The organism is Saprospira sp. CCB-QB6, assembly GCF_028464065.1.
GTDB lineage: Bacteria > Bacteroidota > Bacteroidia > Chitinophagales > Saprospiraceae > Saprospira.
This window is the reverse complement of record NZ_CP116808.1, coordinates 2003756-2018407: the sequence shown is the minus strand read 5'-3', so window position 1 is coordinate 2018407 and position 14652 is coordinate 2003756. Positions and strand designations below refer to the sequence as shown.

The window sequence follows — 14652 nt, the reverse complement described above, 5'->3', positions numbered from 1 at the left end:
GCCGCCTTCGGCGGCCGGGCTGTGCACTGGCTCGCAGGTCTGCTCGGCCCTGCGGGCCTTTCGCTGCGCTTCAGCCCCTGGGTCTGCGGCTGCGCCGCCCCAGTTTCCATCCCTAGGCCAGTCGCTTCGCTCCTTTGCGGCGGCTTCGCCGCCTGCTAATCTGGACTTCTTCGTCCTACAGGCCCGGAGGGCCGCAGGCTGAGGGGCTGTAGCAGGGCCGCCGCAGGCGGCAGACCAAAGCCCGAAGGGCTGCAGGGCCGAGCGAACAGCGAGCTGCGCAATGGCCCGACCCGCCCAAAGGGCGGGGCAGCCCCAAAACAGCTCTATTTGGGCAAAAAAATAGCATTATCCGCCCCTTTTGTAAACAGATAATGCCAAGCAAAATTACACTACACCCTAATCCTCATAGCAAAAGCTAATTGGATTATTGTCAGGCACAATAACCGTCCTTTTTGTTCACTTTCAAAAAAACTGGAGTAGACAAGAAGTGGACAATAGTAGGTTATATATTTTTCAGGTACTTATCTAAGCTATCATGGGTAGCTAAATTTAATTTTTTCCGTATTCTATAACGGCTTTTTTTCACGCCATGCGGGCTAATATTGAGTAATTGAGCAATACTTTTGCTATCGAGATCGGCCCGAATAAGTACAGCCAATCGAAGTTCTGCGGGAGAGATATCTGGGGCAATTTGCATTAGCTTTTGTTGGTAGTCGGGTTCCATTTGTTGGAACTGTTGGAGGAAAGGCAGCCAATAATCCTCTGCCTCGATGAGTTGATTAACTTCGCGTAGGAGGCGGGGGCGTTGAATAGACTGGTCTTCTATTTTAGTTTTCAGTTGGAGTAATAGCTCATTTTTGTGGGCTAACACCAGCAGCGACTGTTGTAAGTCTTTTTGGAGTTGCTTGAGTTGTAGGGTTTTCACTTCGGCCTCTGCGGCCTTCATTTGTTGTTGCCATTCTTTTTGTTTGAGGATTGACTTAATTCGGGCCAACAACTCGATAGGGGGAGCGGGTTTTCTGAGAAAATCTACGGCTCCGTATTCTAGTGCTTTGGCCAAATGCAGACTTTCTGTCATGGCACCAGTATAGACCACAATCGGAATACTTTTATAGGGCAGATATTTTTCTTTTTGGAGTTCTTGCAGCAATTCGAGGCCGTTCATTCGGGGCATATCCCAATCGAGTAAGATTAGGTCTACGGATCTTTGGGCCATGATATCTAGGCACTGTTGGCCATCTAGGGCCATTAGGATTTCGGTAGTTGGCGACCAATTGGCAAAAAGTTGAATAATTGCGCGCCGATTTCGGGGATCATCTTCAGCAATTAGTATTGTTTTTTCGGCAAGAATTTGATGGTTATTAGCGAGCATGTTCAATAATTTCGTAAAGTTCTTCTAGTTTTTGGCGGTCTCCTTCATAGATGGCATCTTCCAAGAGTTGAAACAATCGTTGATCGGCGGGATTGGCTTGTTCTTGTTGTACCTTTTGCAAAGCGGCATAGAGCGGTTGGGCCTCATAGATTTCGAATTGCAATAGATTTTGCTGCTGTAAAGTACTTAAAAACCTTGGAGAGTAGGTTTCTTTTGAGTCTTCAAGTTGATGCGCTTGACGGGCCGCCTCTTCTAACTTAATGGGCGTGTGAGGAGGCCAACGAAGGCTAGCGGCCACATAGCCTCTTTCGCCTTGACTGATTTCAAATGTTAGCCCTAGTTGTTGGCTTAGCTGCTTTATAATTCTCAGGCCAAGGCCTTCTCCCTTAAACACCCGTTCGAGCTGTTCTTCTTTGCGCAGATTCTCTACCGTTTGGCTAGGTAATAAGCCTGGGTTTTGGATAGCGACCTGAAGTTGATTATTCTCTAAGCCTGCCTTGAGGCGAATTTGCTCATGGGCCTGGCTATGTTTAGCGGCATTCATCAGCATATTTCGGAAAATAATTTTGAGCAGATTAGCATCTGTTTCTAGATAAATCGCTTTTGGCAACTCAATATTTAGATTAAAGGCCGATTGCTTGAGCAAGTCATCTTCTTGCTCAAGCACATCTAAGAGCAACTGGCTCAGGTTTTCTGTTTGGTAGTGAGCGCTAAGGTCTCGATCTTCTAAGCGAACCCATTGGAGCAACTCCTCCATCATCAGGTAAATTTGCTTACTACTTTGCTCTAGCTGTTGTAAGTCAGCATAAGTGACCAGCCCCTCCTCATTTTGGAAGCGCTCGAGCAAGATATGGCTTTGATGGAGCAAGTAATTGAAGGGGGTTCTGAGGTCGTGCCCAATCACTGACAACAAGGTTTTTTTATTCTCATTGGATCGGCTAATAATTTGAGCGTAATTGCTGAGTATTTTATTTTTTGTCTTGATTTTCCAAAGAAATACACTAGTCAACAGCAAAACCAACAAGCTAATTAGCAGAATGGCCAAGAAGTAATACCCTTGCTGCGTTGCATTTTGTAACTCTTGCTTTTGCAGCTGGATCATATGATCTTTCTCCTGTTGGAGCAACAGCTCACTCAGCGAAAGCGAGTGGCTGTCCTGTTTGCGCATTTCCTTCATTTGATTGAAGTTGTCCTGCCACTTTTTAGCCGCCAACTTATCCTCCCCAGAAAGATGATAGTATTTGGCCCAGGCCTGATCTAGACTCAGACGCAAATAATTGCTCCCCTCTCCCTTCAACAAACTTTCCGCCTGCTGCAAACTTAAATAGGCCTTCGCTAAGTCGTTTCCCTCCATATACGTATCCGCAATAGAGATATAGTAATCGATATTTTCTACCCCTATAGTCTTTTGCTCCATACGGGGCAAAACGTCCTCTAAAATATAAAGGACCTTTTTGCTTTTGCCCTGCTTCTCATAAATTCCCATCAGGTAGGCATAAGCTATTAAATGATAGGCTCTAAACTGTTGATACTCGCTAATGTCCTGATGCTTCTCAAAGGTTTTAATACCATTATTAAGCGCTTTTTCGGCCTTCTCATAGTCCCCCGATTTCTCATACATCTTTCCCAAAATAGTATAGGCATGGGCCAGCTGCATAGGAATCGTATCGGCCTGCAACTGATAATAAATGGCTTGCTTGGTGTAGGCGATGGCTGCCTGCAAACTATCTTGTTTATAGGCCAACAATCCATAGTTGCCATAAACAGTAGACAAGCCCTTTTGATGCTGCGCCTCCCTAAAAATTTTCTCGGCCCGCTCATAGAGTTTCCGCGCCAAGGGATCTAAGTTGAAATTATAATAAATATTGCCCACATCTATAAGGAAGTAGCCTCCACTCCAACTACTAATCTCGGCCGAATCTATATAGGTCCGATAATATTTAAGTGCCTGCAGTTTTTGCCCCAAGGCCGCATAATAGCTTCCCCGAATTCGATAGTTGGCATCCATGCACTGCTGAAAACTCCCATATTTACACTGTATAGCCGTTAAACTGTCAATTTGCCGAAGGGCCAGAGCAGGATGCCTATAGGTTTCCTGATTGATAATCTGTCCCAATAATTGAGTCTTATGCTCTCGATCCTTTAAGCTAAAAGACAGCTGATTATATTCCTGATACAAGCTATCCAAACCTTTTTGCGCCATTAAACCCGCCTCAAAAGAACAACTAAACAACAGAAATAGGGCAATATAGATTGATTTCATCCTTGCTCTTCGATTAGAAAATCATAAAAAGAAAATGGCTGTAATAATTTTTTGGGGCTGCCCCGCCCTGCGGCGGGTCGGGCCATTGCGCAGCTCGCAGTTCTGCTCGGCCCTGCAGGCCTTCGGCCTTTGGTCTGCCGCCTTCGGCGGCCCTGCTACAGCCCCTCAGCCAGTCGCTGCGCTCCTCTACATCCTAGTATATATTATCAAATAACCTAAGCTGCTTATTCAGGCAAGACTACTTAACTAATGAGCAAACTATTAACTTTTCATTTAAAAAGTATAGGGCATCTAGCTTTCCCCAAAAACTCCCAACCATGACTTATTGAAAAATGCTTGCTACGCAAGCAACGACTTCAAATTAAACATAAAAGGAGATTCATAACATAGATTATTTCACAAAAGTCTGCCTTGTCTACCTTTTGTCATATAACAGAATTACTAATGACAAAAAACGGAAGCTATTTTTGACCAAAATAAAGTCTGCAAAGCAATAAATATCAATAATCTATGAGAACGAAAAACTACTCTTATCTCTTCTCCTCCCCGCAGGTCTCTGCTGGGGAACCCTCAAGGCTCAAGTTAAAATTGGTACCAATCCCAACAACATTCAACAAAGCTCTTTACTCGAGTTAGAAAGCCAACAAAAGGGTATTCTTATCCCTCGCATGAACTCTGCTCAACGAGACGCAATTAGCAATGCAGCGGGCTTTGACCCCCAAAATGCAAACTCACTCCTCATCTTCAACGCTGAGCTCGATCAGTTCCAATATTGGAATACTGTGACCAATAGCTGGTTAACTATTGAAGATGCTCAAACGCTAACACTTAACAATGGCCTGCTCTCTATCTCAGGCGGAAATGCCGTTACCCTACCCGCTGGTAGCGATAACCAAAACCTTAGCCTGGCCGGAAATACACTCTCTATCCAAAATGCTAACTCGGTAGATCTCACACCCTATTTGGATAATACCGATGCCCAAACAATTACCCTTAGCGGAAATACACTCACTCTCTCTAATGGTGGTAGCATTGATCTCACGCCCTATCTAGACAATACCGATGCCCAAACATTAAGTATCAACGGCCAAGATATTAGCATTACTAACGGGAATACAATTACACTCCACGCCGATAATGACCAACAAACTATTAGCATTACGGGAAATACACTCTCTATCCAAAATGCTAACTCGGTAGACCTTACACCTTATTTGGATAATACCGATAACCAAACGGTTACCCTTACAGGAAACACCCTCTCTATTTCTAATGGAAACAACATCGACCTTAGCCCTTATCTAGACAATACCGATGCCCAAACAATTACCCTTAGCGGAAATACCCTTACGGTTTCTAATGGCGGTAGCATTGACCTCACGCCCTATCTAGATAATACCGATAACCAAACTATCGCACTTTCTGGAAACACCCTTTCTATCCAAAATGCTAACTCGGTTGACCTTAGTACTTACCTAGACAATACCGATGCCCAAACGCTTTCTGTTTCTGGGAACAGCCTCTCCATTGCGGGAGGAAATACGGTCACTTTGCCTACTGCTTGGGGCCTAAATGGTAATACAGGAACCAATAGCTCCAACTATCTGGGAACAGCAGATAACACAGGCTTTCAAATTGGCACCAATGGAACGCCTAGAGTCTATGTATCGCCTAGCTCCTACTTTACGGCAATTGGCCCTAACCGTACAGAAAACTGGTCTACAGTAGAAATTAGTGACAGTACCGCTAATGGCTTTGCAGGTATCCTTGTTAATGCGAATGGCGGCGGAAGCTCTCAGGCAGGCTATAGCTTCTATACCAACACCGCAGCTGAAGATGCCTCTATTTTTATGGATGAAGGCGATCAAAATAAACTCAAATTTGCCTTAGGCAATCTTATCAATACTGCATCGGGTCGTACAGCCGCCACTCGCATGGTACTGACTCAGGCTGGCGACCTAGGACTTGGCACCACAGTTCCCACAGCCCGCCTAGATGTCGATGGCCAAATTCGCATGCGCACAGGGGCCGCCGCAGGACTCGTTTTAACCTCTGATGCCAACGGTTTGGCTAGCTGGCAATCACCTGCTGCAACTGCTTCTATTTGGACCACAACTACAGCTGGTTCTCACTACGCAATTTCTGCCTTTCCTTTGGCTGCCGAAATTAAGCATGGAGATTCTGACTTGAATGGAGACAGCTTTGGTTTCGGTAATGGGGTATTCTGGGGAACCAACCCATTTGAAGACACGGGAATGTTCACTGATGGCGACCAATTGATTTTGATCTCTCCCGGTGACAACGATCTCATTCAGTTCTGGGAAGAAGATAACCATATCAAGAGAGCCTATATTGAGCAAACTGGTGGACAATATTTTCAGACCTCAGACCGCAATCTCAAACAAAATATTCAACCTATTACTAATGCGGTTTCTATGCTCATGCAACTAAATGGTTACCGTTATGAGCATAAATTATCAGAAGCCGATTTGGCCAAAGGAGAAAAGCCCGTTCCTACTATTGGTATCATGGCCCAAGAAGTAGCTGCTGTAGCTCCTGAATTGGCCAAAAAATGTGAACAAGGACATTTCCTTGTTAACTACACGGGCTTGATTCCCATCTTGATTGAAGTAAGTAAAGAACAACAACTCATTATTGATGAGCAAGCAGCTACTATTGAGGCCCAAAGCAAAAAGCTTTCTGATTTGGAAGCGCGTATGCAGCGCCTAGAGCAATTGCTCAACGACAAAAAGTAGTGGTTCAGCTAGCGGGGGCAAGCCCCCGCTAGGGCCAAAAGGGCCCTGGCCTAGCGATGTGCAGCAGTGCGGCGAAGCCGCAGACCTAGCCGCCGAAGGCGGCGCAGGGCCGAGCGAACAGCGAGCTGCGGAACGTAGCGCCGCAAGGCGAAGCCGCAGCGGAGGCCCCAAAACAGCAGCGAGCTGCGACAACAAGGACTTTAGTCTACAGTTCGACGACCAACGGGAGTAAACGTAGCGCCCGCCGAAGGCGGACAACAAGGCTGCAAGCCGCAGTTCGACGACTGTAAGGAGTAACGCCCCAAAACTTTAATGAGATTATTCTTTCTAAGACCTAAGGGGGCTGAGTATAGATTCATCCCCCTTTTTAAGATAAAATGATATGCGATTACGATCTTATCTTTTTTCGGCCTTATTGAGCCTGCCGGCTGCAATTTGGGCACAAGAGGCCATTTATGTGGCGGATAATGCCCAGATGAGTATTGGTTCGGCAGATAAAATGGCCGTTTTTGGCAATATGCAACTAGATGGGCAATTGCATTCTGCGGCTCAGGGAGAGCTGCAGTTTTATGGCCAAAACTGGCAGCAGGGTCCTGCTGCTCAACTGCCCGGAGAGGGCGAAATACAGTTTATTCAGCCCAATACACTTTATAACCAACAGCAGAGCCAACAATTGGCGGCGGCCTCGGCCTCTTTGCCCAAATTAATGCTCAACAATAACGATGGCCTCTATTTATTGGGAGAAGATGCCCATGTGCGCCAACAACTCGACCTTCAGGCGGGCTTGCTCTTTTTGGATGGGCAAAACCTGCGTTTGGGCGATAATGGCCAAGCCCCTAGTCTACGGAGCTATGGCGATAACAGCTTTGTGGTGAGTCAAGGCATTGCAGGCTCTACCGATGGCGACTTCCTCATTATTGAGGGCCTAGGTCATGGCGAAAGCAAAGATTTCCCCTTAGGTCTAGCCGCTGGCGAATATAGTCCCGCGCAAATTAGCAACCAAGGCGAGGTAGACGCCTATTGGGTCCGTCTCTTTGCCAATGTCTATGAAAATGGCGAGATGGGGGCCCTGCGCAATGATGCCTCTGTTGGCCGAACTTGGGAAATCCGAGAAGAGCAAATGGGCGGCAGCGACCTTAGCCTACAACTGCAATCGAATAGCGGCATGCTAGGGCCCGACTTTAATGCCAACGAACAGCAAATTGTCCGCTATATTGGGACTTGGCCCAATGATTTGGGAGGGGCCCCCTCTATGGAGGAAATTGGCGCTTGGGATAATACGGGCAACTGCCAGCCCTTTATTAGTGGCGGGTTGGGCAACTCTAACGGCCAATTGAGCCTGCGAGAGGGGCTAGACAATTTTACCGATTATACCTTCTATACGGTCTATAATTGTCAGGCTGACTTTGAGTTTGTCGTCCCTTCTGCTTTTAGCCCCAATGATGACGGCATTAATGACCTTTGGGTCATTGATTTGATTAGCCTACAAGAAAAACGACAGGTCCAAGTCTTTAACCGCTGGGGCGATATCGTTTTTGAATCAGACGATTACCAAAATAACTGGAACGGGAAATTTGGCGGACAAAGCCTGCCCGATGGTACCTATTATTATGTGATCAACCTTGGGGGCAGCCTTGGCCGCCTTACAGGCCCCGTCACTATTGTTCGCAACTAAAATCTACTCCTATGAAGTTTCTTTATTTTTTCTTGGGAGTGGCCTTCTTGACCAACTCTCTACAGGCTCAACAGCTACCTCTTTTCAATGAGTATAGCGAAAACTCTTTTGTGATCAACCCCGCTATGGCGGGCTGGGATGGACAGCAAATTCTAAGTGCTAGCTATCGCCAACAGTGGACACAGATTGAGGAAGCCCCGCAAACCTTTGCCCTAGGCTACCGACAGTTTTTGGAAAAGAAAAATATGGGCCTAGCTGGCCATATTCTTCGCGATCAGACTGGCCCTAGCGCCTATACCGCTATTTCGGCTAGCTATGCCTACCAAATCCAAATTGGCGATGAGGATAAACGCGCCAAGTTTAGCCGAAACCGCATTGCGCTGGGCCTCTCTCTTTCAGCCCAACAATATGAGCTGGATGGCGCTAAACTAAGCTTTAATGATGCTGGCGACCCCGTCGATTTGGGCCAAAAGGACCAGCTTATCCTGCCCGATGCTAGCGCTGGCCTGCTCTACATTGGCGATAATGTCTATTTTGGCGTCTCGGCCAACCAATTGCTACAACTGCAAAGCAAATTTGAAACAGCCAATCAAAATCAGTTCTCTATTATTCAAAGAGCTACACATGTTCAACTCCAAATGGGCGGAAGAATCCCATTGCATAAGGAAAAACAAACCCCTTCGGTCCTCTTTCCTTCTGTTTGGGTAAAATATGCCGCCAACGCCCCTATGCAGATAAACTTAGGCCTGCGCTATATCTGGAACAATATGCTGGGCATTTCAGCCAATTATGTAAGTAATGGCAGCTTCCTCACCCACTTTAGCTTCCGATACAACCGCCAAGTCCAAGTCGGCTACACCTTTACACAGCCCTTTGGCCAATATAGCTACCAACTTGGCCAAAGCCATGAGCTGGGCCTCTCCTTTACCTTTAATAAAAATAAGGATAGCTGGCACTACCGCCACTAATTAGCGCCTTGGAAAGACGCACACTATAAGTTCACCCCCAACTAAAAGGTTGGCTACTTTGGTAGCCAGCCTTTTTTTATGCAATTCTTCTTATCTTTGCCCCCTATTTAGCAGACACCCACTATTATGGCTATACAAACTGTTTCTTCTCGCTGGACCTTTCTGTCCAAAATTATTTTGCCCTTCCTTTGGTGCATTCTCTTCGGCGGCTTTACCCTTGTGGTTTGGCTCTCGCCCCTAGAACAACTGCAAGAGCCCTTTTCGCCCCTAACGGCCAAGCTCATTCTCAGCTCCTTTTTTCTCTCAATGCTGGGCCTGTTCTACCTCTTTTTTATGCGCAACCTCTGGGTGGGCCTAGATGAAGAACATATCTATGTTTCCAATTATTTCAAATCAGTAAAATATAGCTACGGCAGCCTCGAGCATTTTGAGGAGAGCAACCTTTTCCTCTTTAGCCGAGTTACCCTGCACTTTAAAGAAAAAGGCCAGTTCGGCCAATCGGTCTCTTTTATCCGTAGCCACTACTGGAAATATTACCTAGAAAAACATCCCGACCTTCTGCAGTTTTTACTCCAACTCAATGAGGCCAAGGCCAAAAAATAAATCCACCCTGCCAGTCTGCTCTATGCTTGACTGGCTTTTTTTATGCCTTTTTGGGGCTGCCCCGCCCTTCGGGCGGGTCGGGCTGTCTCGCAGCTCGCTCTTCGCTCGGCCCTGCGCCGCCTTCGGCGGCTGGGTCTGGCCCTTCGGGCCACTGCTGCCCATCCCTCAGCCAAGTCGCTTCGCTCCTTTATAAATAGCTGGGCTGCCTAGCCTACCCAAAATAAAATCAAAAATTATTTGCGTTTACCAAATAGTTTACTACCTTTATTGTACACAATAAAAAGAAAGCTGATTTTTATTCGATCCCAGCTTGTTTTTTGGGCAGAAGTAATGCATAAACCGTATATTATAAGAAATTATTTTTTGATCTTTTAGCTTGTAGGAGAAGGGAAATAGGTTCTTTATTTTATGAATCTAAGTCTTTGCGCTATGGCTTTTCCTTTAGGAGAAGGTCAATTCATTTATTCAATCCATAGATTTATGCTCAAGCGTATTTTTTTCATGGCTCTATTGATGGTCCTTGCGGTCACGGCCACCCAAGCTCAATCTGTTTATTACAAAGGCTCTAAAGTTGGAGAAATTGAATCAGATGGAGATGTGTACTACAAGGGGTCCAAAGTGGCCGAATTTGAGTCAGATGGAGACATTTATTACAAAGGCTCTCGAGTTGGCGAGGTAGAATCAGATGGAGATGTCTACTACAAAGGCTCCAAGATTGGAGAAATTGAGTCAGATGGAGATGTCTATTACAAGGGCTCTAAAATTGGAGAAGTAGAGTCAGACGGCGATGTCTATTATAAGGGCTCTAAGGTGGGCAATGCTCGTGGAGCTGCCAGATGGCGAATTGCGGCCTTTTACTTTTTCTATATTTTAGAATTGCATTAGGCTTTGCAACAGCAGAACTATTTTAATTGTGTTATGCCAATTATGTGTTTAGAGCGTTTCTAGTCAGCCACTAGAGAGCTCTTCCAGCAACCGTCTCAGCAGGGCGGTTGTTGTTGTTTAGGCCCAGTGGCTAAGGCTTAAACAAAGGAGGAATTTGGCCTAGCGATGCGGCGGGGTGGCCGAAGGCCAGACCAAGTTTTTTGAGCGCAGCGAAAAAAACGCAGGGCCGAGCAGAGCGCGAGCGGCGAAGCATAGCGGCGGCCAATCTAGGCCAAAGGCCTAGCTGGCCGCGGGCCCCAAAAACCTAAAAAAAGAATTGGTCACTGATTTTCAGGCCTTAGAAAGGGGCAAAAACCAGATTTAGTCCTTAGGTCCTCTAGTTTTAACACAAGTTCATTATCTTCGCAAGAAGTAACCAAATACCAGAAAAAATGCAAATCGAGGCTTTTGAAAAGGCCAATCTGCTGGCCCAAGAAGTGGCCGCAGCAGCGCCTCAGAATAAAGAAGAACTAGAGCAGTTTCGTTTAAAATTTTTAGGGACCAAAAATCAGCTCAAGCCCCTTTTTGGCGAGATGCGCAATGTCCCCAACGAACGCAAAAAAGAATATGGCCAATTGCTGAATGAGATCAAGCAGGCGGCAGAGGCTAAGTTTTATGCTAAAAAAGAAGAGCTAGAACGGGCCGAATTGAAAAACTATGAGCGCATTGACCTGACGGCTCCTGCCCAGCCCGAAAACTGGGGTAGCCGCCATCCTGTGGCCTTGGTCATGGAAGAAATGTTGCAAATTTTTGAGCGCATTGGCTTTTCGGTAGCCGAAGAGCGTGAAATTGAGGACGATTGGACCAATTTTACGGCTTTGGGCACGCCAGAGGATCATCCCGCTCGCGATATGCAGGATACTTTTTATGTGAAAGACCCTGAAAAAATGGTTTTACGCACCCATACTTCACCTGTACAGATTCGGAGCATGCTCAAACAAAAGCCCCCTTTGCGCATTGTTGCGCCTGGCCGAGTGTACCGTAACGAAACTGTTTCGGCTCGTTCGCATTGCCAGTTCCATCAGATTGAGGGACTTTATGTGGCCAAGGATGTCAGCTTTGCCGACCTTCGTCAGACCCTTTACTATTTTGCCAAAGAAATGTTTGGCGCCACCAATATCCGCCTTCGCCCCTCTTATTTTCCATTTACAGAGCCTAGTGCCGAAATGGATGTTTATTTGGGTCTAGAGACAGAGCGCGACCGCCGCCTGACTAAGGGCACAGGTTGGCTAGAAGTATTGGGTTGTGGTATGGTAGACCCCAAAGTATTGGAAAACTGTGGCATTGACCCCGAAGAATACACGGGTTTTGCCTTTGGTATTGGAATTGAACGCATTGCGCTATTCAAATATGAGGTAGATGATATTCGCCTATTTTTTGAAAATGACCAACGCTTTCTCAAGCAATTTAACCCTGTGCTCAATGCCTAATTGGACGCCTATTTTGCTATTTATTTTGGGCCTTTCTCTCTTGACCGCCTGTCAGGAGGAAGGCCCAAACTATAGCCAAGAACAACAAGATCCTCAAACGGCTATCAAAGCCTTTTATACCGCTGTGGCAGCAGAAGATTTTGCCAAAGCGGAGGCTTTTTGTGAGCCCTCTAGCCAAGAACAACTGCGCTATTTTGCCACAGAGCTTCAACTCAAGGCCTCAAAACCTGATAAAAAAGAAGCCCTGCTCGATAAAATCCGTTTTGATTTTAGCCAACTTGACTGCCAAGAAAAAGACGGCAGTACCTTCTGCAAACTTTGCTGCAATAGCAAGCAAGAAGAGGTAGAAATTGAAATGGTCCAAAGAGAAGGCAAATGGCTAGTTATTGCAAAATTGGACAACTACTAACCCCTCACTCATCAATCCAATCGCTTATGCAGGCTTTTCAACGCCTCCAAAATGCTTATAGAGCCTATGCGGCTCAAGAACAATTTGGCCAAGGTCAACCTCAGGAGCTTTACCAGCCCCTAGATTATATTCTTTCTCTGGGCGGCAAACAAATGCGGCCCATTTTGCTATTAATGGCCGCCGAACTCTATCTAGGGCAAGACATTGAGGCAGCCTTGCCTGCAGCCTATGCCATAGAGCTTTTCCATAATTTCTCATTAATGCATGATGACATCATGGACCAAGCCGATTTGCGCAGAGGAAAAGCCACGGTACACAAAAAGTTTGATACCAATACGGCTATTCTTTCTGGAGATGTGATGTTGGTCTATAGCTATAAGTATTTAGCCCAATCGGCAGCAGGAAATTTGCCCGCTTTGCTCGATTGCTACAATGAAACAGCTATTGGCGTTTGTGAAGGCCAGCAAATGGATATGAACTTTGAGCAAATGCAGAGCGTAGCCCTAGAAAGCTATATCAAAATGATTGAGCTCAAAACATCGGTCTTGCTCTATGGCGCTATGAAAATGGGGGCACTCATTGGCCAAGCTCCAGCCGAAGAGGCAGAACTGCTAGGCGAATTTGGCCGAAATATGGGCATCGCCTTCCAACTCCAAGACGATTATCTCGATAGCTTTGGCGATGCTGCCACCTTTGGCAAACGCATCGGCGGAGATATTTTGCAGAATAAGAAAACGGTGCTTTATATCAAGGCCCTTGAGCTAGCCGAAGAAGCAGACAAACAGCAGTTGTTAGCCCTTTATCAGCAAGCTTGTCCAAACGAAAAAGAAGAGGAGAAAATCGAAACGGTTAAGGCTATTTTTGAGCGCTCTGGCGCTAAGGCAGCCTTAGGCCAGGCGGTAGAGACTTACCGCCTCAAAGCCATTTCTTTCTTGGACCAACTCCCCAAAAGCTCAACCGATAAAGCCCCGCTTTATCAGTTCCTCAATTTTATCATGCAACGCCAACACTAATGCGCCATGAAGTCCCTTGCTTTTTTTCTTTGCCTTTTTTCCTTTGCTACTAGCTGGGCCAAACCTTTTTCTATTGAGGACCTAGACCCCGCCAAAACGCAGGCTTACATCTTGCAGTTTCAGCATATCGCCATTGCTGAAATGGACCGAGCGGGTATTCCCGCCAGTATCAAAATGGCCCAAGGTATTCTAGAATCAGGTTCTGGCGCTAGCCAACTGGCCATCCAAGCCAACAACCATTTTGGAATCAAATGCGGCGGAAAAAAGCATTGGGACGGCCCTAGCTTTTACCTCTGGGACGATGAGACGGTCAAGTCTTGCTTTCGAGTTTATGACCAAGCCGAGAAATCTTATATCGCCCATAGCGAGTTTTTACGCAACCCCAAAAAGGCCTGGCGCTACGGTTTTCTGTTCGATCTCGATAAAACAGATTATAAAGCTTGGGCCAAAGGCTTGCAAAAGGCAGGTTACGCTACCGCAAAAACCTATAGCAAAAACCTCATTAGTATCATTGAACGCTATGAGCTCTACCGCCTAGACCATCTCTCTTTTCAAGATTTACAACTGGCGCCAGGCGAATTAGACAGCATTTTCAATCTGCAACCACCACCCAAAGATAGCATCAAAGGACCAGAGGAACGCTTGGCGATTCGCATTCCCGACCCCTTCGGAGAAGTTAAGGATACCGTGGAGCTCGAATTGCCCAAGGGCATTATTGAGGTCAATGGCCGCAAAGCCATGGTCCTGCAAGTCGGCGAAAGCCTAAACGAACTGGCCCAAAGAGCCAATATTAAACTCAAAAAGCTAGAACGCTACAACGATTTTGCCGAGCAAGGCTGCCCCAGAGCAGGGCAATATGTCTTTCTCCAACGCAAAAAGAAACGCTATACGGGCGATCAACATTTTCATATCCTCCGAAAAGGACAAGATTTGAGGGCCGTTTCTCAGTATTATGGCATCCGCCTAAAATCACTCGAAAAACTGAATAAGATCTACCGCGAAACCCTTCCCAAAACGGGTAATAAAATCAGATTGAAGAAGGAGTAATAGCTGCTAGTTTTGGGGCCTCCGCCTCGCTTCGCTCGTCGGCGGTTACTCCCTTCGGTCGTCGAACTGCGCCCTAAAGGGCTTGTTGTCGCTTTGGGGCTCGCAAGTATGCTCGGCCCTGCGGCGGCTTTGCCGCCTCGGTCTGGCCTGACGGCCACCCCGCCGCATCGCTAGGCCATTTACGGCCTTCGG

General features: G+C 46.5%; 11 protein-coding genes. 9 read left to right on the top strand and 2 right to left on the bottom strand.

All coding sequences use genetic code 11. The features are described 5' to 3' along the window. Positions 1-502: 502 nt before the first annotated feature. Together PPO43_RS07890 and PPO43_RS07885 are read right to left on the bottom strand one after the other, a co-directional pair. Positions 503-1372 carry a response regulator gene (locus PPO43_RS07890; RefSeq protein WP_272621265.1) on the bottom strand — a complete coding sequence of 290 codons (870 nt, stop codon included), beginning with the start codon at positions 1370-1372 and terminating at the stop codon, positions 503-505. Beyond that, the gene (locus PPO43_RS07885) at positions 1362-3635 is read right to left on the bottom strand and encodes an ATP-binding protein (RefSeq protein WP_272621264.1); all 2274 of its coding nucleotides are present in this window, start codon (positions 3633-3635) and stop codon (positions 1362-1364) included. The genes PPO43_RS07890 and PPO43_RS07885 overlap by 11 nt, the downstream gene beginning before the upstream one ends. Before the next feature lie 668 nt (positions 3636-4303). Here PPO43_RS07885 and PPO43_RS07880 point away from each other — a divergent pair. From PPO43_RS07880 to PPO43_RS07840, 9 genes are all read left to right on the top strand, one after another. Next, positions 4304-6391, top strand: coding sequence for a tail fiber domain-containing protein (locus tag PPO43_RS07880; RefSeq protein WP_272621263.1), 2088 nt, complete (start codon positions 4304-4306; stop codon positions 6389-6391). 382 nt (positions 6392-6773) lie between these two features. Continuing rightward, positions 6774-8066 (top strand): gliding motility-associated C-terminal domain-containing protein, encoded by a 1293-nt coding sequence (locus PPO43_RS07875; RefSeq protein ID WP_272621262.1) that lies wholly within the window; start codon positions 6774-6776, stop codon positions 8064-8066. An 11-nt stretch (positions 8067-8077) separates the two neighbouring features. Further along, positions 8078-9034, top strand: a complete 957-nt coding sequence (locus tag PPO43_RS07870; RefSeq protein ID WP_272621260.1) for a PorP/SprF family type IX secretion system membrane protein — start codon at positions 8078-8080, stop codon at positions 9032-9034. 126 nt (positions 9035-9160) lie between these two features. Further along, entirely contained in the window at positions 9161-9637 is a 477-nt protein-coding gene (locus PPO43_RS07865) for a hypothetical protein (RefSeq protein WP_272621259.1), read from the top strand. A 429-nt stretch (positions 9638-10066) separates the two neighbouring features. Beyond that, entirely contained in the window at positions 10067-10522 is a 456-nt protein-coding gene (locus PPO43_RS07860; protein ID WP_272621258.1) for a hypothetical protein, read from the top strand. Between the two features lie 431 nt (positions 10523-10953). Then, entirely contained in the window at positions 10954-11991 is a 1038-nt protein-coding gene (gene pheS, locus PPO43_RS07855) for a phenylalanine--tRNA ligase subunit alpha (RefSeq protein ID WP_272621257.1), read from the top strand. After that, the gene (locus tag PPO43_RS07850) at positions 11984-12400 is read left to right on the top strand and encodes a hypothetical protein (RefSeq protein WP_272621256.1); all 417 of its coding nucleotides are present in this window, start codon (positions 11984-11986) and stop codon (positions 12398-12400) included. Before pheS ends, PPO43_RS07850 begins: the two co-directional genes overlap by 8 nt. A 26-nt stretch (positions 12401-12426) precedes the next feature. Then, positions 12427-13413, top strand: a complete 987-nt coding sequence (locus tag PPO43_RS07845) for a polyprenyl synthetase family protein (RefSeq protein ID WP_442985448.1) — start codon at positions 12427-12429, stop codon at positions 13411-13413. 6 nt (positions 13414-13419) lie between these two features. Continuing rightward, on the top strand, positions 13420-14460 hold the full coding sequence (locus PPO43_RS07840) for a glycoside hydrolase family 73 protein (protein ID WP_272621254.1): 1041 nt from the start codon (positions 13420-13422) through the stop codon (positions 14458-14460). Positions 14461-14652: the final 192 nt, after the last annotated feature.

Excerpts from the sequence above, each read along its gene's own strand:
- PPO43_RS07890 (WP_272621265.1), bottom strand. The coding sequence starts at position 1,372 with ATGCTCGCTAATAACCATCAAATTCTTGCCGAAAAAACAATACTAATT.
- PPO43_RS07860 (WP_272621258.1), top strand. The coding sequence starts at position 10,067 with ATGGCTTTTCCTTTAGGAGAAGGTCAATTCATTTATTCAATCCATAGA.
- pheS (WP_272621257.1), top strand. The coding sequence starts at position 10,954 with ATGCAAATCGAGGCTTTTGAAAAGGCCAATCTGCTGGCCCAAGAAGTG.
- PPO43_RS07880 (WP_272621263.1), top strand. The coding sequence starts at position 4,304 with ATGAACTCTGCTCAACGAGACGCAATTAGCAATGCAGCGGGCTTTGAC.
- PPO43_RS07875 (WP_272621262.1), top strand. The coding sequence starts at position 6,774 with ATGCGATTACGATCTTATCTTTTTTCGGCCTTATTGAGCCTGCCGGCT.
- PPO43_RS07850 (WP_272621256.1), top strand. The coding sequence starts at position 11,984 with ATGCCTAATTGGACGCCTATTTTGCTATTTATTTTGGGCCTTTCTCTC.
- PPO43_RS07885 (WP_272621264.1), bottom strand. The coding sequence starts at position 3,635 with ATGAAATCAATCTATATTGCCCTATTTCTGTTGTTTAGTTGTTCTTTT.
- PPO43_RS07840 (WP_272621254.1), top strand. The coding sequence starts at position 13,420 with ATGAAGTCCCTTGCTTTTTTTCTTTGCCTTTTTTCCTTTGCTACTAGC.
- PPO43_RS07870 (WP_272621260.1), top strand. The coding sequence starts at position 8,078 with ATGAAGTTTCTTTATTTTTTCTTGGGAGTGGCCTTCTTGACCAACTCT.
- PPO43_RS07865 (WP_272621259.1), top strand. The coding sequence starts at position 9,161 with ATGGCTATACAAACTGTTTCTTCTCGCTGGACCTTTCTGTCCAAAATT.
- PPO43_RS07845 (WP_442985448.1), top strand. The coding sequence starts at position 12,427 with ATGCAGGCTTTTCAACGCCTCCAAAATGCTTATAGAGCCTATGCGGCT.